Raw genomic sequence first — 21,288 nt, 5'->3', positions numbered from 1 at the left:
TTTTTATTTGTCCGATGTTATAATGAGCATGAAAATATCAATAATTTTCAATTACAACAAACAGTATGGTTTAATACTAAATTTGTCGCAATATAAATGAAAGAAAAGAATGTACACCCTTAATTGCAAAGGAAGATTATTAATCATAGATAAGCCCATTATTATGGGCATTTTGAATGCTACACCCGATTCGTTTTATGCACATAGCAGACATCCATTTGTAGATTCAGCTGTTGAAGAAGCAAAAAAAATGGTAGCAGATGGTGCAACCATTATTGATATTGGTGGACAAAGCACGAATCCATCCAGTACATTACAAACAGCTGAAACAGAATTAGAAAGAGTTATTCCAATTATTACACAAATTCGAAACACGTTACCCAATGTATTTATTTCAATCGACACATTCTACGCTTCAGTTGCCAAAGCTGCAATTGAGGCAGGTGCCGATATGGTAAATGATGTTAGCGGTGGGCAGTTAGATAGCAATATGTTTAAAACAGTTGCAGCATTACAGGTACCTTACATTTGTATGCACATGCAAGGCACGCCACAAACCATGCAGCAATTTACCCAATACAATCATTTAATTACTGAGCTTACTGATTATTTTATAAAAACAACTACAGAAGCCCAAAAAGCCGGGATTGTTGATGTGATAATTGATCCCGGAATTGGCTTTAGTAAAACCATTCAGCAAAACTTTTCCTTAATTAAACAATTAAGCGCATTTAAAATTTTACAAATGCCTATTTTATTGGGTATTTCCAGAAAATCCTTCTTATATAAAACCTTACAACTGCCTAATGCAAACCATGCATTGAATGCAACTTCAGCTATGCACATGTTAGGTTTATTAAATGGTGCAAATATTTTAAGAGTACATGATGTTGCCGCAGCTAAAGAATGTATTACCCTTTTTGAGGCCTATAGCGCAGCTTAATTTTTACTATTGAAGTTCCGACTTATTCACGTCAACATAATAAATAAAAAAGGCTACCCAATTAACGGATAGCCTTTTAAAATATGTTTTATCATTTTACTTCGCCGGTTTTACGGCACCTGGAGGCATTAATGGAGTTGGGTTTTTAGGAGGAGCTGGTGTGGTTACATCACTCACTTCAATATCAAACACCAAGTTTGTATAAGGCGGTATTACTGGAGGGCTTCCTTGAGGCCCATAACCTAACATGGCAGGAATTAACAAACGGCCTTTTCCGCCTTTTGCAAAATAACGTAAGCCATCATCCCAACCGGGAATAACATTGCGTTTGCCTACTACAAAAGTAAAAGCAGGTTTTTTAGCTGCACTGTCCATATTACCGTCAAATTCTTTACCATTTTCAGTATAGCCTTTATAGTAAACAGAAACTTGCATGCCGGAATCAGCTTTTGGGCCTTCACCTTCTTTTTGTACCTCAACTAAAACACCATTAGGTGATTGTACCGTTTTAATATTATTCTTGGCTGCATAAGCTTGTAAGTCCTTTATTTCTCTGTTTTTCTCCTCATTCATTTCATTTTCGTAATCGGCATTAACAGCAGCATCATTAGGAAATACTTTTAATATATCTACCCTGCCATCAATGGTACCCCCCTTTTTGAACAAATCATTGTATTCAGGAATCATACCTAAATTTTTCAAGGTATCTATGCTCATTACGAAATCAATTTTATCGCCGGGTGCACACTGCATTAATACTTCAGTAAAGCTATGTTTACCAAATTGTGCGGTATCAATTTTTACATAAGCAGGTATATGGCCGAAAGTTGATTGCAATATGGAGTCTTTGCCATGCACCTTCATTTTGTATTCAATATTGAATTTAACAATATCGCCTTGTTTTAAAAGTACTTTACTGTTACCGTGAATTATTTTATACACCAATCCGGTTTTGGTTTTTTCGTACTGGTGGCAACCGGCCAACAGCAATGCAAATACTAAAATTCTGAATGTAATTTTCATTGGTTTATTGATTGTTATTGTTTACTGATTTGTTGAAAAAAATGCTTTATTCTAATTCATTTTTATATTTTGGCAATACCTCATAAAAATGAGCCAAAGTTTTTTCTAAATGTTGACTACTTCTTCCACCTGCTGCGTTTTTATGACCACCACCCTCAAAATGATTTCGTGCAAATTCATTTACATCAAAGTCGCCTTTACTTCTAAAACTCCATTTTCTTTCTTCATTTCTGTCTATTACAATTGCGCCGAACTTAATACCTTTTATGGTTAGCAAATAATTCACTAAACCTTCAGTATCGCCGGTTTTAATATCGTATTTTATAATATCATCTCTTGAAATAGCCATAACAGCTGTGTTATATTCATACAACACATCCATGCGATTTAATAATGCATGCCCAATAAAACGTAATCTGTTTTCTAAAAAGCTGTCATAAACTTGTTCATGAATGGGTGTATGTTGCAAACCCATATCTTTAAAATGTGCTACCATTCTATGCACAGAAGCTGATGTTGCAGGGAAACGAAATGAACCGGTATCGGTCATAGTCCCCGTATATAAACAAGTGGCAATATTCAAATCTAATAATTCAGGATTTTCAGATTGAATAATAAAATCATATACCATTTCGCAGGTTGAGCTTTTGTTAATGTCGCTTATGCCATATTGAAAAGCGCTTACTTGTGGTTGCTCATGATGATCAATAAGTACTTTAACAGCATTTGAAGCAGCTAAATATTTTTCAACATTTTTTGTTCTGTAGAAAATATTAAAATCTAAACAAAAAATAATATCAGCCTGATTTAGTTTTTCTATTGCAGTATTTTGTTTCGCTTCAAAATCAATAACAGCTTCAACGCCCGGTAACCAACTCAAAAAATCTGCCCAATTGGTAGGTGAAACCACGGTAACATCATGATTCATTTTCACCAAAAAATGATACAAACCTAACGATGAACCCATTGCATCACCATCTGGTTTTTGATGAGTTGTAATAACAATTTTCTTTGGTGACCGTAGAAGCGGATATAAAGCATTAATTATCTCCATAACTGGGTGGCAAAAATAGAGTAATTCCTGAAGCCTTTCATTGCTTTTTTAAAATATAAGCAATTATTTAAGCGTATTGATGAAACCTAAGAAGCCTAAATCATTAATTTTGCCAATCAAATTTGAATTTTAAGTTTTATGAGTAACAGAACATTTACAATGATTAAACCCGATGCAACCGGAAAAGGTTACACCGGTGCTATTTTAAATGACATTATCAAAGCAGGTTTTACGATTAAAGCCATGAAATGGACTAAATTAACCATTGATCAGGCTGCTGAGTTTTATGCCATACATAAAGAAAGGCCTTTTTTTGGTGAATTAATTGAGTTTATGAGCAGTGGCCCTATTGTTGCCGCCATTTTAGAAAAAAATAATGCCGTAAATGATTTTAGAAAATTAATTGGTGCTACGGATCCTGCTAAAGCTGATGAAGGTACCATTCGTAAAAAATATGCATCCTCCGTTGGAGAAAATGCAGTTCATGGCAGCGATAGCGATGAAAATGCTTTGGTTGAAAGTGATTTCTTTTTCTCGAAGTTGGAAAGATTTTAGTCTTAACAAAAACTGGCACGATTTTTTCTACTCTTAAAGTGGTTTTTTAAGGGTTTAGGGTTGAAAAAAGGGCTTCTATCACACAGAAGCCCTTTTTCTTTTTATTATTATCATCAATTGGCTTAAAACAATTGGAAAAACAATGCTCTACTTTTAGAAAATGGGATGCTGATTTTCAATCAAAAAAATAGAATTATAAAAAAGTAGTAAATGTATTCTAACCATTTTTGAAAGTAATGATTACTGCTAATAGCCTATAAATTACCTTACAATAGTTAGCTTAAAGCTTATGCCTTAACCCTAATCCTAAATTTTCTTCTAATAATTTTTCATGCGGGGAATAAAAGGACCACCAGCCGGGCTGATATAATCTTTGCCAAACAAATAAAAATTGTTTAAACGAACAGAGAAGGTTACTTGAAATGAGTAATAAGAATCTTTATTATGCGGATTACCTCGTGGGCGATACAATGGTGGTTTTGCAGTTGGATCCAACTCATCGCCTCTAAAAGATAATGATGCAGCCTCTAACTGACCTGCAGCCAATAAAGCATTAGTAGCATATTTTGGGGTGCTTACATCATCTAAGTAATCAGTAAATAAAACTCGATAATTAAATTCAAAGCCTACCGCTAAATCTTCTGATACTTCATATCGAACACCGGCACCAAAAGGAATATTGATTTGTAAACGATGATAAGGTTTGGGATACCCGGGCTGATTCAAATATTGTCCTTCAGTACCAATATCATGCAAATAAACTTTGTTCCCATTACGATCGTAAGTGGTAGGGTTGAAATGGAAAATACCAAATCCGCCAAATACATAGGGAACAATGTTATAAACGCGCCTATCTAAAATGTCATATTCAACCATGTTGGAAACTTCCCAAACAAAGCTTTTAAAGTTTAAGTTACGTTCCCTTAAATCAACTCTAGGCGACAGTGCATCATTACCCCTTACTCCTAATAAAGATAAACCTAACCGATACCGAAACTTTTCGGCAAAATCGTAACTGAGGCCACCCATAACGTCGGGTGAAACTTGTTTAAATGCAGGGGAACCTTGAATTAAATCGCCCAAATAAGCACTAACACCCAGCCCGCCAAATGCCCGAAAAGGTTGCGCAATGGCAGACAATTGAAAAGCCAGAATGGCTATTAACAATGAGGTGCGAATGGCTACTTTATAATGCATTAAAATGAGTTAGTAGTTTACAGTTGCAGTATATTGGCTTATACTTTTTTTGAATTCGCTTCAAATATATTGAAATTATGCAATTATAAACAATAACTGTTCCAAATAATACGGAAAGTTATTGAGAAAATTCAATTTATATGCTACACAATTTATTGAACTGCTTTTTCCAATTGCCATTGCTTTCTGCCATACCCTTTTAATACATGTTTTTCGCTGTGATAAGAGGAACGAACCAAGGGCCCACTTTCTACATAATCAAATCCTAATTCGTAACCTATTTCTTTTAGTTCGGCAAATTCAGAAGGATGTACAAATCGCTGTACCGGTAAGTGTTTGGGAGTTGGTTGTAAGTACTGTCCCAAGGTTAATACATCGCAATCAACTTCTCTTAAATGTTGCATAGTAGCAATTACTTCTTCTTTGGTTTCGCCTATACCTAACATTAAACCGGTTTTTGTACGCATGCCCCCCTTTTTAAGCGTAGCCAAAACTTCCAAACTCCTTTTGTATTTCGCCTGAACCCTTACTTTTTTTGTAAGATTTTCAACAGTTTCCATGTTATGGCTAACTACCTCAGGTGCGGCATCAATAATGCGTTGAATTTGCTCAGTAATACCTCTAAAATCCGGAATTAAGGTTTCTAATGTTGTATTGGGATTAAGTGCTTTTACCGCTTTAATGGTATTGTACCAAATAATTGAGCCACCATCTTTAAGCTCATCACGGTCTACACTGGTTATAACCGCATGCTTAACTTTCATTAAATAAATAGCCTCGGCCACACGTTGGGGTTCATCCCAATCAACCGGCAAAGGTCTTCCTGTAGCAACAGCACAAAAACCACAACTGCGCGTACAAATATTACCTAAAATCATGAATGTAGCAGTTCCTTCGCCCCAACATTCGCCCATATTAGGGCAATTACCGCTTTCACAAATAGTGTGCAGTTTATGGGTGTCAACTAATCCTCTAACATGTTTATAACTTTCACCAATGGGCAATTTCACCCGCAACCAATCAGGTTTTTTTATTCTGGTTGAATTATTTGAAGAATTTGTAACTGTTGAAGTTTCCACAATAATTTTTTTAAAAATGATTGAATGGCTTTGTTGTATGCCTCCGTGTTTTCACAATACAAAAAGGAAATCTAAATAATAGCAGATAGAAAATAGCTCAATTCCGTCCACTACAAACAACAAAAACTTGCAGCAAAATTAGGTTACTTTCTTCTTCCAAACACAATGGCCACATATGCGTTGAAAAATAATTTACGGTCGGGGCTGTTCACCATAATGGGCATATTTTGGGTATAATATTCAACATTTACACCAAGTTCTAATGCAGAAAGCAATTCGTTATAACGACCATAATCAAATCTTAATGCGCCACGAACTTGTGCCCCGGGTACATATTTTATTTCATTTAACCCTTTTGTAAAACCAGATGAACCTTGTATTAAGGTATAATCTAAAAAGGCGGTAGGATTATCAGAATACTTAATATCATTTACCTGATTGGCATTATTAGGGTCTTGCACTTGTAAATAGTAAGGCTTTAACATCCCCAAACTAAATCCACCTCCGTAAATGGCCGAAACAGCTACCCCATTTTTATTCCCTTTACCACCAATTAAACGTTGTTGACCTAAGCCAATTTTAAAATTGTAAAAATTATTTTCTTTTCCATAAATGTATGGGTTGCCTAAAAAAACAAATCCGCCGCCAACTAAGGGTACTGAAGTTTTTTCTTCATGCTTATCCTTATGTTCTCCCAATTCCATCCACCAAATATTGGTTTTAGTAATGGTTTTATATTTACCATGTTCATAAAAAATACCATAACCATCCGTATTTAATTTAACTCCAAAAGCGCCTTGCTTCTGATAAATTAATGCGCCTTCCTCTTCTTGTTTTATCAGGTTATTTATTCTCTCTCTACGTTCGGCTGCTTTTTGTTGCCGACTGGTAGGTGCATTTGTTGTTTGTGCAAATAAAGAAAACGGTACCAAGGCTAAGGTTAATACAATAAATTGCTTCACAAGAATAATTTTAATGCTAATTTAGATAAAAATTTAACCTTATGACTTCAATTGTGCTGTATAAAGGAAATTTAAGAACAGAATTAACACATTTGCAAAGTGGCACTGTTATTGAAAATGATGCTCCTACCGATAATCATGGAAAAGGCGAACGTTTTTCTCCCACGGATTTGGTCGCAACAGCGTTGGGTAGTTGTATGATTACTACCATGGGCATAAAAGCGAATACCATGGATATTGATTTAACAGGAACGAAAGCTGAAATAACAAAAATTATGAAAAGTGACCCCAGAAGAATAGGCAAAATAATTGTTCATTTAACCTTTCCTTCCACCCTACAACATTTAGATGATAAGCAAAAACAAATTTTAGAAAACACAGCACGTACCTGCCCTGTTGCTAAAAGTTTGCATCCGGATTTAGAAACTGATTTACAAATTACCTGGTTGTAAACATTAAATATTTTGTTTTAATATTTGATGCCCAATTGCACACGATAAACATTTTTTTTCGTTACAATAACAACGGGTTAATTGAATAAGTGCTTGCGAGTCGAGGGCATTTTGATTGGCAACTTGATATTTTTCCCATTGTTGCGTAATTACATTTTTTTCTGCCGGCAAAAGGCTTAACCAATGTAACGCTTTGTTTTTAAACCGTTGATTGTTGTGATAATGTCCATAAGCAAATAACATAGGGCAAACAGTATTAATCATTAAAGTTTGTAACATTTGCTTACCTAATTTTTTGGGAAGCCTTTCCGATGGTTCATCGGTTAAACTATAATGATAGTGCCAGTAATCATTAGCCGTAACCTGAAATAATTGCATTACTTGTTGAATAGTTTCTGCTTCTTTTATTGCATCGAATAAATGAAAAGATTGATGAATGAGCATAGCTAATTGAGCTAACCGAAGTGTAGGAAAGTTGGCAGGTCGCATTCTTAAAAAAACAGGTAAAATAGCAGCCGGTTTTAAAGCATATTTTTTTTGTAAAAAGAAATATTCTTTTTGCAACATTTGAACATATTTATCATCAAAAGTTTGATGATGAAAAAAATTAGCCTGGCCTAACAGCATGGCCTCAAGTTGATGTATATTGTTTTTGTGTTTAGCTAAAATTTGTATGGGTGTGTTTTCAGCCATTTGTTGAAATAATTGCGCATTTTGTGTAAGGCCGAAATTATATGCCAAAACATGCCAAAAAACGGCTTCCCAATGCCCTTGCGTTGCCTGTAATTTTTGAATGATTTTGTTGGTGCGATTCAATAAAATTTCTATCGCCAAACGTTCTTTCCAGTTAACCCAATTAACATGCCCAATTGTGGGTAAGAAAGAAGCACAAGGAATTTTCTGCATATTTTGAAGCAATAACGCATACCGCTCAAGCAATACTTTAGGTATTCTATTGCTTAAGCTAAGTGTGGGCAATAGCTTACCGTTGATGTCGTATACGGGCTGATTGTTGTTCCATACTACGTGCAGAATTACATTTTTAAAATGAGGATCACTTTGGTGCTCATGCTCCTGCCAATCAGAAGCATTTTTATGTACTTCAATATTGCCTACCAACGTTAAACCGTCAATTTGTATAACAGCTTCTGCAAAATCAGGACCTTGATGGGTATTATACGTACCGGGCTTTACTATTTTTAGTAATTCGCCTGTGTCAGTTTTTAATAAAGACTTATTATAGTATTGAAATTGCCATATAAAATGCAACAATCGTTCATTCAGATATTGAAGTTCAAGCATAGGTTATACCGATAAAACTTCAATATATACAAATTATTTTACTTACACAACAATTGATATATTTTATTGATAGGCAAACCCATAACATTATAATAATCACCTTCAATAGCTTTTACGCCAATAAATCCAATCCATTCTTGAATGGCATAACTCCCTGCTTTATCATATGGTTCGCATTTATCAACATAGTAACTTGCCTCGTCAGAGCTTATGGTATTAAAATACACTTTAGTAATTTCAGCAAAAGTCTGCTCGGTGCCATCTTTATACAATAAAACAACACCGGTTATAACTTCATGCATCTTGCCTGAAAGACTTAGAATCATTTGCATGGCTTCGGATCTGTTAGCAGGTTTACCTAACACTTTATCTTCAATTACTACAATAGTATCTGCAGCCAAAATTGTTTTATTCATCAATTCGCCGTGAAATTCTGCAGTAATTTTTTCTTTAATAGCCAATGCTTTATTACGTGCAATATGTATAGCAACTTCGGGTTTAGTTAATGTACTTGGAAAGCTTTCATCAATGGGTTTGGTTACCACAACAAAAGGTATACCTACTTTCTCTAATAACTCTTTTCTGCGAGGTGAGTGAGAAGCTAAAATTATTTCATCTGCTTGCATAAATCAGTTTTATTTTTTGTAATAGATTATTAGTTTATATGGGCTTCCAAAAAAATATCATTGAAACAATTCCCGTAAACATAATAATTTTTACCAATGTACTAAGTGCATGAAAATCGTTACTTGTTCGGGCTACTAAAAGTTTCCGAAATACTTGTAATAAAGGCAAAGTAATAAAGAAAAATCCGTACAGAGCGGTAATCCACCATCCAATAAAAAGCACATAAACTTGCAGCAGTAATAAAACTGCGGCAAGTACTACAATCCACACAAGCGTAAAAATTTTCGTACTATTTAATCCCCAAACAATGGGCATGGTTTTACAACCGTAGCGCCTATCGCCTTCCACATCTTCCATATCCTTAATTACTTCACGAATAAGGGAAATTATAAATGCAAAACCTGCATACAAAAAACTAAAGCGAAATAATTTATGCACATTTAAACCTGCATAGTTTTGATAAGTAAGAAAATAATACTGCTCAGCCCACCATAAAATTAATATTGTCCAGGCGGTTATTAATGAAACGAGTATATTACCTATTAAAAACTTTTTTTTAAGCGATGCAGAATAAATAAACAACAAAAAAACACAAACGGCATTGAACAGTCCAATAAACATGGTTTTTGTTGTAAAGTCAATATAAAAGCCAATAGCTACTCCTAAAAAACTAAATATTAAATGCCAAAGTATAACCCAGCGTCTGCTAATTGTTTTATCAACTACCAATTTATTGGGCTTATTGATCAGGTCAATATTCAAATCAAAATAATCATTAATGGCATACCCTGCAGCACCTATAAAAATGATACTAATAGTTAATAAAAAGAAGGAAAAATTATTCAATACATTGTTTAAATGCGCTTCATGAAACAATGGTTTAACGATAAAATATTCAAACATAACCTGCGTTAAAAGAACAAAAAGCAAGTTCGGCCAACGAATTAAAGTGAGAAAAGACTTGATAATTTTCAATATCACTTATTTAGAAATGAAGCAATTTACGGTTTGCAGCAACAAAAATAAATGCTGCAATGACTTAAACCATGTTATTTGTTTATTTAAATAAGAACATCGTAAATTTTTTAATAGCACAATCAACAAAAGTTGCATCGTTTTCATTTTGTACGTGCACTTTTTTGAAATTAACAAATTGGCATAAATAAAAATTTGGTTTTAAATAAAAAAATTTATATTGTGCTTACGTTTACGTTCAATTGCTTGCCAAACAAATCCCTCACGGTTTACCGCTGAGGGATTTATTTTTTTGTTTTTCGGCAATTATTAGCTGCGAAAGCAATTTATACAACTGCAAATAATCTTGGTTCTGTTGTAAGATGGTTTCATGTGTTTGTAAAGTATTTGTATCATTTCTAAAAGCCGGGCCTGTTTGTTTATTAATTGGTGCATTATCATTAGTAACATTTGCAGCAGTATAATGTATAAGTGGAACTAATAAACTAAAAGGCAATTGATGTTCTTGGCAAAGGTTATAAGCAACTTGATATAAATAGTTGGTAAAATTAGAAGCCATAACTGCTGCTAAATGTAATTTCTTTTTTTGCTCATCCGCAAGTGTAATAACTTGGTCGGTGGTAATATCAGCAGCCAGCATTTCCAAAACAGATGCTACTTTATTATCGGAAGCAGTAATTACTATGGGAAAGGGTGGAATGCTTTTTACTGATACACTTAAACTCTGCACCGGCCAAATTACACCAAAATGCATGGTGAAGGGTTTCAATGCCATAGCATCAATACTGCCGGAAGTGTGTATTAAAAATTTGTTTTTAAAAATTGGATTGGATGCAACTTCAACAATGACATTATCAGGCGTAGCAAATAAATAAATATCGGCATTATTGTTTATCCATTCAATATTGGTGGTGTAAGTAGCGTTAACTTGTTTAGCTAATAAAGCGGCGTTGGTTTCAGTTTTACCTACAATTTGTAAAATAGTATGATTTTTTTCAAACAATCGCTTGGCAAATAGAGTGGCTATGTTACCGGCACCCAAAATTACAATTTTCATATATTTGAGTTAGTATGAGTAATAGAACAAAGAACAATATAAAAGTAATTTATTATATTTTTATCTTAAAAATTATTTCAATATTCAGTCCAAAAGCAGCTGCATTAAAGGCGTTCCAATTATTTACAACTCCCTATTCCGGAAAGCCTAAACGTGAGGCTCCTGCCGAATTTGCTTTTGCCACTACCCTGCATTTACTTTTTGAAGGAAAAATGTTGTATGGCTGGCAATGGACACCCCAACCGGAAGTAAATAATGGTAAAAAAGTACTTATTGCACACGGGTTTGACAGTTGCAGTTATCGATTCGCACATTACATACAACCCTTTTTACAACAAGGCTTTACCGTAATAGCTTTTGATGCACCGGCACATGGGTTAAGTGATGGCAAAACTACCAATGTTTTAGAATACAGAAATGCCATAGTAGCCATTATAAAAAAATTTGGGCCATTTGAGGTTTTTATGGGTCATTCATTAGGCGGTATGGCGTTAGCTTTAGCAGCCGAAAAGTTACATGAAAATGCAAAAATTATTTTAATAGCACCGGCCATAGAAACAACAACGGCCATTTATGCCTTTACAAAATTTTTAAAATTAAGTACCAATACTAAAATTGCATTTATCAATCATATTAAAAGTTTATCGCACCACAGCATTCAATACTTTTCATTAAGCAGGGCAATTAAACACATACATGCCCCTGTTTTATGGATTCATGATGAATTAGATAAAATTTGTCCATTTAAAGATGTAATTCCTATTATGGAAAAAAAATTGCCCAATGTTGAATTTTATTTCACAAAAGGGCTTGGGCACAGCAACGTTTATAAAAGCAAATCAGTAAAAAATACTATCATAGCCTTCAGTGTAAATGAACAACATTTTTTGTGATTTGGAGCTTTCAACTAATATTGCAGGGTATTTTTACCGGAAAATTGCAAAAAAATAGTTCAATTTAGGCATTAACCGGTATTGTTCACAATATATATTTAAAGAATGGCAAAGAATTTATTAATTGTAGAATCACCGGCAAAAGCAAAAACAATAGCTAAAATTTTAGGTAAAGATTTTGAGGTGAAAAGTTGCTACGGCCATATTAGAGACCTGGAAAAGGATGATATGGGCATTGATGTTAATAAAAACTTTGAACCCCATTATATTGTGCCCGATGAAAAACAAAAAGTTGTTAAAGAATTAAAACAATTAGCTGCCAAAGCTGCTGAGGTATGGTTAGCATCAGATGAGGACCGCGAAGGTGAAAGTATTAGTTGGCACTTAGCTGAAGTACTGGGTTTAGATCCTAACCAAACCAAAAGAATTGTTTTTCATGAAATAACGGCACCGGCAATAAAAAAAGCGGTTGAAAATCCCCGCCGCATTGATATGAACTTAGTAAATGCACAACAAGCCAGAAGGGTATTAGATCGCTTAGTGGGTTTTGAATTAAGTCCGGTTTTATGGCGCAAAATTGGCATGCAACGTAGTTTAAGTGCAGGCAGAGTTCAAAGTGTAGCTGTAAGATTAATTGTTGAACGTGAAAGAGAAATAAACCAATTTATACCCGAAAAAAGTTTTAAGGTTGAAGCCTTATTCGCAGCACCCGACGTAAATGGCAAATCCGTTACATTTAAAGCCGAAGCACCGGCTAAAATTAGTACACATGAAGCCGCAGAAAAATTTTTACAACAATGTATAGGAGCTACTTATAAGGTTCAACAGGTTGAAATTAAACCTGCTAAACGTACTCCTGCCGCACCATTTACTACCTCTACATTGCAACAGGAAGCTTCACGTAAATTAGGTTATGGCGTTAGTAAAACCATGTTGCTGGCACAAAAGCTATATGAAAGTGGTTATATCACCTACATGCGTACCGATAGCATTCAACTTTCTGACACAGCTTTAAACGACATAAAACAAGAGATTACCGAATATTATGGTAAGGAATACCACCAGCCGAGGAAGTTTAAAAACAAAAATGAAAGTGCTCAAGAGGCCCATGAAGCAATAAGGCCAACATACATGAGTCGGCATACCATTGACGAACCCGATACAAAAAAATTATACGAGTTAATTTGGAAAAGAACCATTGCCTCACAAATGAGTGATGCTGTTTTTGAAAAAACAGTTGCACAAATAGATATTTCTACCAACCACGAAACACTAACTGCCAGTGGTGAAGTTTTAAAATTTGAAGGATTTTTAAAAGTTTATTTGGAAGGAAAAGATGATGAAGAAGATGAAGACAGTGAAAAAAATCTTCCACCACTTTCAGAAGGACAAATATTAACCTTCCGGGAAATGACGGCAACAGAAAAATACAGTCGTCCACCTGCACGTTATACAGAAGCTTCATTAGTAAAAAAATTGGAAGAACTGGGCATTGGAAGACCTTCAACCTATGCACCAACTATTACCACAATTATAAAACGTAATTACGTTGAAAAAAAAGACAAAGAAGGTACTCAACGACAACTAACACAATTTAAATTAAATAGCCATAACCATATAGAAAAAAATATTTTGTCGGAAATTACCGGTGCAGACAAAGGCAAATTATTCCCTACCGATTTGGGAATTCTGGTAACCGATTTTTTGAAACAACATTTTCAAAAAATTATGGACTATGGTTTCACCGCAAAAATTGAAGAAAACTTTGATGAGATTGCAGAAGGTAAAATTCAGTGGAATAAAATGATTCGAAATTTTTATGAACCGTTTCATGAAAATATTGAACATACCCTTGAAAATGCAGAACGCGCAAAAGGAGAAAGAGAATTAGGTATTGACCCGGAAAGTGGCAAAAAAGTAGTGGCAAGAATGGGACGTTATGGTGCTATGGTACAAATTGGAAGTACCGACGATGAGGAAAAGCCGAGATTTGCTAAGCTTAATGCCAACCAAAGTATTGAAACCATTAGTTTAGAAGAAGCATTAAACTTATTCAAGCTGCCCAGAACTTTAGGTACCTATGAAAACGCAGAAGTTGCCGTGAATGTGGGACGCTTTGGTCCTTATATAAAATGGGGTGAACAATTTATTTCCCTACCTAAAGGCACTGACCTTTCTGAAATTGAGCTTGAAGAAGCCATCAAATTTATTCAACAAAAAAACGAAGCAGATGCCCCGATAGGCATGTATCAAAACATGCCCGTAACTAAAGGGAAAGGAAGATTTGGTCCGTTTATAAAATGGAACGACATTTTTATTAATGTACCCAAGAAATACAATTTCGACGCACTTTCGCAAAACGATATTCAAGAGTTAATTAATAGCAAATTAGAAAAAGAAGCCAATCGCTACATTCAACAATGGCCGGATGAAAAAATTGCCATTGAGAATGGAAGATGGGGACCATTCATTCGCTTTCAAAAGAAGATGCTAAAAGTGGGTAAAAAAGCAGATGGCACTAAGTATGATGCTGCTGAACTATCAAGTATTTCTTTAGAAGAAGTAAAAGCAATGATTGAAGAACAAGTACCGAATGCATTTGCCAAAAAAGTAAAAGCAGCAGCAAAAAAAGCTTCTACTTCAAAAGTAAAAAGCAAAAAATAGAAAAAGACATGGATAAATGAGGAGGCTTAAACTCCTCATTTTTTTACCTGCAATTAGGCAATATGTTTTCTTTTAAGTAATTGAAAAAACTAAGTTTGAACGTAACAATTACAAAATCATTGTGTAAGTGAATAAAAAACATTTCCACAACTGTAAATAACTTCTACTTTATAAAAAGAAAAAAAGCGCTTAGTTTGGTAGTGAAATTGAATAATTAACCCATCAACTAACTCTACTTATTTGGCTATGCAACAAACAAAAGAAATAAATGCATTGTTTTCGTTAATTGATGATCCCGATGATGAGGTTTACCAAACCATCGCTGAAAAAATTGTTTCTTTTGGAAAGGGAATTATTCCTAATCTGGAAAACTTATGGGAAAACACACCCAATGCGGAAGTACAAGAAAAAATTGAAATGCTCATTCATCGCTTGCATTACAATGACTTAACCAACGATTTTATTGAATGGAATAAAAACCCTTATCACGACTTATTGTTAGGTGCCTTATTAGTAGCTAAATTTCAATACCCCGATTTACATACTACACCTGTTTTACAGGACATTGAAAAAATAAGAAGAAATGTATGGCTTGAGCTAAACAGTTATTTAACACCATTGGAACAAGCCAACGTATTATCAAGCATTATTTATAATTATTATAATTTAAAAGGCATTGAAATAAGTTATAATCACCCCGATGACTTTTTTTTACACAAGGTAATCGAATCAAAAAAAGGCAATACCATTACAAACAGCATCATTTATCAAGTATTGTGTACACAATTAGAAATTAATGCTAAAATCATTAATATTCCTCGGCAAATGGTTATTGCTTTCTTTCATTCAGATTATGATGCGAATTCATATAAAGGCCATCCGCAAGAAAAAATTCATTTTTATGTAGATAGTTTAACCGGTCAAGCTTATTCGCATGCCGATATTGAAAATTATTTTAAAAAAATTTCTGTACCCCCTGTTGCATCTTATTTCAAACCAATGAGTAATCAGCAAATTATACAAGTATTGCTTCAGGAAGTAGCTAAATGTTTTACATTACCATCAAACCAATACAAACAAGCTGAGTTATTGGCTTTATGCAATTTATTGGATAGTTAGGCTATACCATTTCATTTAAACCAATTATTCATGTAAGTTGTCATTAAAAACTGATTAGCGACTTCATTTCAAATTATTCATTACAATTTCAATGCTTAGCTTTCATTCCTTAATTTTACTTAAGCTACATTAGTAGTAATGGAATGAACGAAAATTACTATACATATTATGAAAGTCCAATAGGTTTAATTAAAATTGGAGGAACTGAACAATATATTACAGAAATTAGTTTTATTGATAACAGTCAACAAATTGAACATGGAATACCCGGTGTTAGTGATTTATTACACCAATGCACAGAAGAGTTAATTGAATATTTTCAGGGAAGACGAAAAACTTTTGACTTACCTATTCATCAGGAAGGAACTCCTTTTCAGGAAAAGGTTTGGAATGAATTATTAAGCATCCCCTATGGAAAAACAATCAGCTATCTTGACTTGGCCAAAAAAATGGGTGATCCGAAATGCATTCGTGCTGCTGCAACTACAAATGGTAAAAATAAAATTGCCATTATTGTTCCTTGCCATCGTGTTATTGGCAGTGACAAGAGTTTAACCGGTTACTCGGGTGGCTTATGGCGCAAAAAATGGTTATTGCAATATGAATTTAAAATAACACATGGCATTCAAACACTGTTTTAATTAAAAGCGTACTACTTTAGGGCACTTCAGTTTTTTGGTATTATCATTGCCACCATAAATTCCCGTTTTAACCAAAGACAGTTCAAATGCACCTTGAGAGCCATTGTAACCAGCTAATGATGAAGTAGTGGCATCATAGTTAAAAGTTAATTTTATATTATTTACCTGGTATCCTATCATGGGAATTGCAGCATCACCTAACCGATAATAAAAGCCCAAAATAAGTTGGCTATTCCCATCACCACTTAAATTACGATTGGCATTCATACCTATAACTGTTTCTGTGGCATTACCCATTTTACTGTAATACATATTAGGATTAAGTATCCACAAGTTTTGAATTTTAATATTAGAATTCAAAAAAAAGTTATAGCGGGGTTCAACTGTATTGTTGCTTACAGAAGGCGCAAAAAAACTTTCTTTTGGCCGATTAAAGTGCTGTATGCTTGCACCTGCATTAATATAAATGTGATCGGTAGCAAAGTATGCATAATTAATACCTGCACTCAAATCCATATAATAAACTGAAGTATAATAAAAAGGCTCATTTGATGGGATATTGATATCAAAAAATTGTCCGTTCCACTGATCATTAAAAGTTAGTTTACTTGCATCTACCCTTTTATTTACACCCCCAACACCAAAACCTACACTTAATAAACCATCATAACCTAACACCTGGTGATAAGCGATTGATGCATAACCTTTTGTTGCAGTTAAGGAACCATCACCTGCGGCATCGGTAAACAACATACCGCCTACCCCTACCCATCCATTCTCAAATCGATTATTGAATAATTGAGCATCGCCCCACATACTCATGGTTTTGTAGGGGCTTCCAATATTGGCCCATTGATTTCTGTAATTAATACCTAACCGATAGTCTGACTCAGGATTAAAGCCAGTATTAGCAGGGTTCACTAATAAAGGAGCATTAAAATATTGGGAAAAATGAAGGTCTTGCGCCATTAAATACCCGCCAGATGTTATCAAGACAAACATCTGCAACATGACTATTTTTTTTATATAAGCACAATGCTTCATCATATTATCTTAAAAGCGTAATGTCGCCAGTTTTTGTAAATTTTTTCCCATCAGAAGTTTCAATTAACAAAACATAATGATATACATCTTGCGGTTGTAATACACCATTATAAGTTCCATCCCATCCACCTGATTTAGTAAAACCTTGATATACCAACTTACCCCAACGATTGTAAATATTCCATTTCATTTTAGTAATACCGTACCCTTGTACATAGATTATATCATTAATTCCATCACCATTGGGTGAAAATGCTTTAGGCACATCGAACAATGGTGATATTAATGCATTTACAGGCAAACATTTTTCATCAATACAACCTGATTCATTCGTTGTTTGTAAACAGGCAGTATATGTTTTAGTGGAATCGTAAATATGACTAACGGGGGTGGATATGCTATAAGTAATAGTTGAGTCCCCATCGCCAAACAACCATTTATAAGAACTGGCCGGTTGTGACAAGTTGGTAAACTGAATAGGAGTATTGGTTATGGGAGGTTGTGGTGCTACACTAAAATTAGCAATAGATTTAATTTTCATTTGTATGACTTGCGAAATAGAATCATATTGGTTACAAGTATTGGGATCATAAGCAACCAATTTTACAGTATAACTACCGGTGTCATTATATTGGTGCGTAGGATTAATATCAGTTGAAGTTGTTCCATCACCGAAATTCCATTTAAACTGTGTTCCACCGTTGCTGGTATTATTAAATATGGCTGTATATGGAACACAACCTATAGGCGGTGTTTCAAAAGCCGCTTTTACATTTGCTGCAATGCGAATTTGTAATACAACGCTATCATTATAATTACAATAGCTTGTATCTTGTAAAACCAAACTAACATTGTAAATTCCTTCAGCCGGATAAGTATGTGTTTGCACCTGATTACCTGTAATAACCGAAGTTCCATCACCAAAATTTAGTTTAAATGATTGACCATTGAATGGTTTATTAGCAGGTGCAGTAGAAGTATTATTAAATTGAAATGTCAGTGACTGACAACCACCCACTTTTTCAGCATTTAAACCCAACGCCGCAGCATCATTTCTAACCCTAATGGTAACATATGATGTATCGGTAACATTACAACTATTGGGATCACTTGAAACCAGCATTACTTTGTAAAATCCAACATTTTGAAAAGTATGTGCAGTTTTAGGTTGTGTGGTTGTAACTAATGGAGAACCATCATTAAAATCCCAAATGTAGGTTTTGCCCTGTGCAACAGTGTCGGCAAAATCAACCAATAATGGTACGCACCCTGTTGTATCGCGTGGAATACCATTGGCCGCCGCCTGAATGCCCGATGATATACCTGCTAAATTAAAGGCAATTTTCAAGGCCATCATGTTACAATCGGGGCCATTGTTAGTAGGACTAAAGACATAAGGAGGGCTGCCGGTTAGTGGTGGATTTGCCGGTGTAGGACCTTCTTTGCAGGAACAAATGGTTTGATAAATAATGCCATTTTTATCGAATCGGCTGGTACCGCCATCTACATGATCGCCTAATGCACCATTCTGACCAAAGTAGCTGCCAAATAATTGACTTTGTGCATTCTTTTCCAATACGAAGAAATAAAAATCAGCACCATCAGTAGTGTTTTGTAAATAGTTAGGTGTTGACATATTTCGAACACCGCTATTTAAATAACCATCACCAATATCAATACCGCCACCCCAACCGGAAACGTAAACATTTTCACAACGATCGACCAAAAAAGCGGTTGGCGAAATATTAGGCTGGGCACTACCGGGTGCGCCAAATGTTGCTGAATAAATAAAATCAGACAAATCGGGCTTTAACTTGCATATAAACTGCTTACCATCGGTTTGTCCTTGTGTTTGGTTAAAAGGCGAATTAACTACCTGCCATGTTCCATTGGTAGTACCCATAATATAGGGAAAACCTAATTTGTCAAATTGTACACCAAATAGCATATCAGCGCCACTGGTTCCAAAATAACTGCTGCTGATTAATTGTGAGCCATCGTTAGAAATAATTGAAACAAAACCATCACAAATTCCGCCTTGATAGGTTGGAAATTTCACATTACCTCCGGTGCCGGGAAAATTTGTGCTGGCTGTTCCCCCTGCAACATATATGTTATTGGTAAGTGGATTAATAGATAACACAAAGGCGGCATCGTTATCATTCCCACCTAAATAAGAACTAAACAATACATTACTTAAATCGGATGTAGCTTTAATAACTACAGCATCTTGAAAAAAGCCTGTACTATTTGCACCGCCATTGTTTTTTTGGAATGCATTGGCTGTTACAGGAAAATTGGTAGATTGAGTACATCCTGCTAAATAAATATTTCCTGCACCATCAATAATTACTTCACTACGGGCATCATCACCATAGTTCAATCGGGTAGATTGATAACCCGGTGCACCGGTGTATTTCCCTCGTATATTCACACCATCATCTCCGGTTCCACCAATTACCAATGAACCCACAATGCCGGTACCGTTAGCATTCAATTTGGTAATAAAAATATCGAAACCACCACCCGGCCCTACTTTGTTGGTTACCGGGAAATTAGAAGAACTGGTTCTGCCGGCAATAATTAAATTACCTGCATTATCGGTAATTAAGCTGTGAGGTTGCTCATTTCCATTTCCACCCAAGTAGGTTGCATAAACCCTATTTCTACCCGTAGCATCAAATTTCATTAAAGCAACATCATATGCTGTTAATTCTCCTTCACGTACACCACCCTGAAAAGTAGTTTGAAAAGCGCCATTACTTACAGGAAATGATTGATTATTTCCGGCAAAAACAATTCCACCGGCATAAAAATTACCGGAATTATCGAAAGTAGCAGTGTAGCCCCAATTTTCTGCAGTACTACCTGAAAAGCTTGAAAATACAAACTGAGGGTCAATGACTAATGTGGAAGAAGGATCTGTTTTTTCAGCAGTAAACCGTACAATGTTTCCTTTGATTATGTAATTGCATGGAATGATTGTTTTACCGGAAAGATTTACAGCATAACTGTAAGGTTTTGCTTCTTTTAAATTTTGTACAGAGGTTTGAATAATTAATTCGCCATTTTTTTGTTTTAATGCATCAACACCATCATAATACAAAGCAATGTTATTGACATTGCCACCGGGATTTACGATAATATCATACTTCAATGCACCATTTGTAGTATAATAACGAACATCAATATTGGGATAAATATTTTTACAAGTTACTGCTTGGTAAACTCTGCAGTTTTGTCCCCATTTTTTGGGGTCATTACCTATTAAATAATTGTTAGCTGTTGCTAAAGGCTTGTCGGGAATGATTTGCGGATTGGGATTAGCGTTTAAAAATTTAACCTGATAAATATGTCCATGCAATACCTTGCTGGCGGTATTAACATCTGCCAAGGGCGGTGCCACAACAGTGGAAGTTTGGCCATTGGCATTAATTTGTTGAACATATTTTACTTGTGGTTTAGAAAATTGTTGATGAGGAGATAAAGCGGCATAATCCGTGGGGCTATACAATAGCATTCTAAAGCCTCCATCTTTTTGAATAGCAAAGGATCCAATAGATAAATTACCTCTAAAAGCAATATCGCTATTCCATTGTCCTTTATTTTCTACAAACTGCAGGTTTGACTGCGAATGAACCGTTGGCAGTAAAAAAAATATGAAAACAAGAAGCAATAAAAAGCGAAATCTCATCATACAA

At 34.8% G+C, this 21,288-nt stretch carries 18 protein-coding genes; 7 read left to right on the top strand and 11 right to left on the bottom strand.

Features of this window, described 5'->3' with window-relative positions:
- Positions 1–109: 109 nt before the first annotated feature.
- Complete coding sequence (folP, locus tag LX80_RS00420) at positions 110–943, top strand: dihydropteroate synthase (protein WP_111293079.1); 834 nt, start codon at positions 110–112, stop codon at positions 941–943.
- Positions 944–1,039: 96 nt separating this feature from the next.
- Here the strand turns inward: folP and LX80_RS00415 are convergent, their stop codons facing one another.
- Both LX80_RS00415 and LX80_RS00410 read right to left on the bottom strand, forming a co-directional pair.
- Positions 1,040–1,966 carry an FKBP-type peptidyl-prolyl cis-trans isomerase gene (locus LX80_RS00415; protein WP_111293078.1) on the bottom strand — a complete coding sequence of 309 codons (927 nt, stop codon included), beginning with the start codon at positions 1,964–1,966 and terminating at the stop codon, positions 1,040–1,042.
- A gap of 46 nt (positions 1,967–2,012) precedes the next feature.
- On the bottom strand, positions 2,013–3,020 hold the full coding sequence (locus tag LX80_RS00410; protein ID WP_111293077.1) for a DHH family phosphoesterase: 1,008 nt from the start codon (positions 3,018–3,020) through the stop codon (positions 2,013–2,015).
- A 138-nt stretch (positions 3,021–3,158) separates the two neighbouring features.
- On the opposite strand from LX80_RS00410, the gene LX80_RS00405 reads away from it, so the two are divergent.
- The gene (locus LX80_RS00405; protein ID WP_111293076.1) at positions 3,159–3,575 is read left to right on the top strand and encodes a nucleoside-diphosphate kinase; all 417 of its coding nucleotides are present in this window, start codon (positions 3,159–3,161) and stop codon (positions 3,573–3,575) included.
- Positions 3,576–3,893: 318 nt separating this feature from the next.
- Here LX80_RS00405 and LX80_RS00400 read toward each other — a convergent pair whose 3' ends face one another.
- From LX80_RS00400 to LX80_RS00390, 3 genes are all read right to left on the bottom strand, one after another.
- Entirely contained in the window at positions 3,894–4,772 is an 879-nt protein-coding gene (locus LX80_RS00400) for a DUF6089 family protein (RefSeq protein WP_111293075.1), read from the bottom strand.
- A 152-nt stretch (positions 4,773–4,924) separates the two neighbouring features.
- The gene (lipA, locus tag LX80_RS00395) at positions 4,925–5,851 is read right to left on the bottom strand and encodes a lipoyl synthase (RefSeq protein ID WP_111293074.1); all 927 of its coding nucleotides are present in this window, start codon (positions 5,849–5,851) and stop codon (positions 4,925–4,927) included.
- Positions 5,852–5,994: 143 nt separating this feature from the next.
- Positions 5,995–6,813 (bottom strand): hypothetical protein, encoded by an 819-nt coding sequence (locus tag LX80_RS00390; RefSeq protein WP_111293073.1) that lies wholly within the window; start codon positions 6,811–6,813, stop codon positions 5,995–5,997.
- Positions 6,814–6,854: 41 nt separating this feature from the next.
- On the opposite strand from LX80_RS00390, the gene LX80_RS00385 reads away from it, so the two are divergent.
- Positions 6,855–7,265, top strand: a complete 411-nt coding sequence (locus LX80_RS00385; protein ID WP_111293072.1) for an OsmC family protein — start codon at positions 6,855–6,857, stop codon at positions 7,263–7,265.
- 3 nt (positions 7,266–7,268) lie between these two features.
- Here LX80_RS00385 and LX80_RS00380 read toward each other — a convergent pair whose 3' ends face one another.
- The 4 genes from LX80_RS00380 to LX80_RS00365 form a co-directional block, all read right to left on the bottom strand.
- Complete coding sequence (locus LX80_RS00380; RefSeq protein ID WP_245897891.1) at positions 7,269–8,567, bottom strand: DUF2851 family protein; 1,299 nt, start codon at positions 8,565–8,567, stop codon at positions 7,269–7,271.
- 38 nt (positions 8,568–8,605) lie between these two features.
- Positions 8,606–9,193 (bottom strand): Maf family nucleotide pyrophosphatase, encoded by a 588-nt coding sequence (locus LX80_RS00375; protein WP_111293071.1) that lies wholly within the window; start codon positions 9,191–9,193, stop codon positions 8,606–8,608.
- A gap of 34 nt (positions 9,194–9,227) precedes the next feature.
- Positions 9,228–10,097 (bottom strand): geranylgeranylglycerol-phosphate geranylgeranyltransferase, encoded by an 870-nt coding sequence (locus tag LX80_RS00370; RefSeq protein WP_245897889.1) that lies wholly within the window; start codon positions 10,095–10,097, stop codon positions 9,228–9,230.
- 334 nt (positions 10,098–10,431) lie between these two features.
- Positions 10,432–11,226 (bottom strand): Rossmann-like and DUF2520 domain-containing protein, encoded by a 795-nt coding sequence (locus LX80_RS00365; RefSeq protein ID WP_111293070.1) that lies wholly within the window; start codon positions 11,224–11,226, stop codon positions 10,432–10,434.
- Between the two features lie 14 nt (positions 11,227–11,240).
- On the opposite strand from LX80_RS00365, the gene LX80_RS00360 reads away from it, so the two are divergent.
- From LX80_RS00360 to LX80_RS00345, 4 genes are all read left to right on the top strand, one after another.
- Entirely contained in the window at positions 11,241–12,119 is an 879-nt protein-coding gene (locus LX80_RS00360; RefSeq protein WP_111293069.1) for an alpha/beta hydrolase, read from the top strand.
- 105 nt (positions 12,120–12,224) lie between these two features.
- Positions 12,225–14,783 (top strand): type I DNA topoisomerase, encoded by a 2,559-nt coding sequence (gene topA, locus LX80_RS00355; RefSeq protein WP_111293068.1) that lies wholly within the window; start codon positions 12,225–12,227, stop codon positions 14,781–14,783.
- A gap of 246 nt (positions 14,784–15,029) precedes the next feature.
- Entirely contained in the window at positions 15,030–15,902 is an 873-nt protein-coding gene (locus LX80_RS00350; RefSeq protein WP_111293067.1) for a transglutaminase family protein, read from the top strand.
- A gap of 143 nt (positions 15,903–16,045) precedes the next feature.
- Positions 16,046–16,543, top strand: a complete 498-nt coding sequence (locus LX80_RS00345) for a methylated-DNA--[protein]-cysteine S-methyltransferase (RefSeq protein ID WP_111293066.1) — start codon at positions 16,046–16,048, stop codon at positions 16,541–16,543.
- On the opposite strand, the gene LX80_RS00340 is transcribed toward LX80_RS00345, so the two are convergent.
- Together LX80_RS00340 and LX80_RS00335 are read right to left on the bottom strand one after the other, a co-directional pair.
- Positions 16,544–17,587: a PorP/SprF family type IX secretion system membrane protein gene (locus LX80_RS00340; protein WP_262509748.1), complete on the bottom strand. Its 1,044-nt coding sequence runs from the start codon at positions 17,585–17,587 to the stop codon at positions 16,544–16,546.
- A gap of 4 nt (positions 17,588–17,591) precedes the next feature.
- The gene (locus LX80_RS00335; protein WP_245897887.1) at positions 17,592–21,284 is read right to left on the bottom strand and encodes a DUF7948 domain-containing protein; all 3,693 of its coding nucleotides are present in this window, start codon (positions 21,282–21,284) and stop codon (positions 17,592–17,594) included.
- Positions 21,285–21,288: the final 4 nt, after the last annotated feature.

It is taken from the genome of Hydrotalea sandarakina (genome assembly GCF_003254115.1).
In the GTDB taxonomy this organism is placed as follows: domain Bacteria; phylum Bacteroidota; class Bacteroidia; order Chitinophagales; family Chitinophagaceae; genus Hydrotalea; species Hydrotalea sandarakina.
This window is presented reverse-complemented; position numbering and strand designations above follow the sequence as displayed.

Bases quoted from the DNA above. Each gene is read 5' to 3' on its own strand.
- LX80_RS00335 (WP_245897887.1), bottom strand. From the start codon at position 21,284: ATGATGAGATTTCGCTTTTTATTGCTTCTTGTTTTCATATTTTTTTTA.
- LX80_RS00415 (WP_111293078.1), bottom strand. From the start codon at position 1,966: ATGAAAATTACATTCAGAATTTTAGTATTTGCATTGCTGTTGGCCGGT.
- LX80_RS00365 (WP_111293070.1), bottom strand. From the start codon at position 11,226: ATGAAAATTGTAATTTTGGGTGCCGGTAACATAGCCACTCTATTTGCC.
- LX80_RS00340 (WP_262509748.1), bottom strand. From the start codon at position 17,587: ATGAAGCATTGTGCTTATATAAAAAAAATAGTCATGTTGCAGATGTTT.
- LX80_RS00370 (WP_245897889.1), bottom strand. From the start codon at position 10,097: ATGTTTGAATATTTTATCGTTAAACCATTGTTTCATGAAGCGCATTTA.
- LX80_RS00350 (WP_111293067.1), top strand. From the start codon at position 15,030: ATGCAACAAACAAAAGAAATAAATGCATTGTTTTCGTTAATTGATGAT.
- LX80_RS00380 (WP_245897891.1), bottom strand. From the start codon at position 8,567: ATGCTTGAACTTCAATATCTGAATGAACGATTGTTGCATTTTATATGG.
- LX80_RS00405 (WP_111293076.1), top strand. From the start codon at position 3,159: ATGAGTAACAGAACATTTACAATGATTAAACCCGATGCAACCGGAAAA.
- LX80_RS00410 (WP_111293077.1), bottom strand. From the start codon at position 3,020: ATGGAGATAATTAATGCTTTATATCCGCTTCTACGGTCACCAAAGAAA.
- LX80_RS00345 (WP_111293066.1), top strand. From the start codon at position 16,046: ATGAACGAAAATTACTATACATATTATGAAAGTCCAATAGGTTTAATT.
- folP (WP_111293079.1), top strand. From the start codon at position 110: ATGTACACCCTTAATTGCAAAGGAAGATTATTAATCATAGATAAGCCC.
- LX80_RS00375 (WP_111293071.1), bottom strand. From the start codon at position 9,193: ATGCAAGCAGATGAAATAATTTTAGCTTCTCACTCACCTCGCAGAAAA.
- LX80_RS00385 (WP_111293072.1), top strand. From the start codon at position 6,855: ATGACTTCAATTGTGCTGTATAAAGGAAATTTAAGAACAGAATTAACA.
- topA (WP_111293068.1), top strand. From the start codon at position 12,225: ATGGCAAAGAATTTATTAATTGTAGAATCACCGGCAAAAGCAAAAACA.
- LX80_RS00400 (WP_111293075.1), bottom strand. From the start codon at position 4,772: ATGCATTATAAAGTAGCCATTCGCACCTCATTGTTAATAGCCATTCTG.
- LX80_RS00360 (WP_111293069.1), top strand. From the start codon at position 11,241: ATGAGTAATAGAACAAAGAACAATATAAAAGTAATTTATTATATTTTT.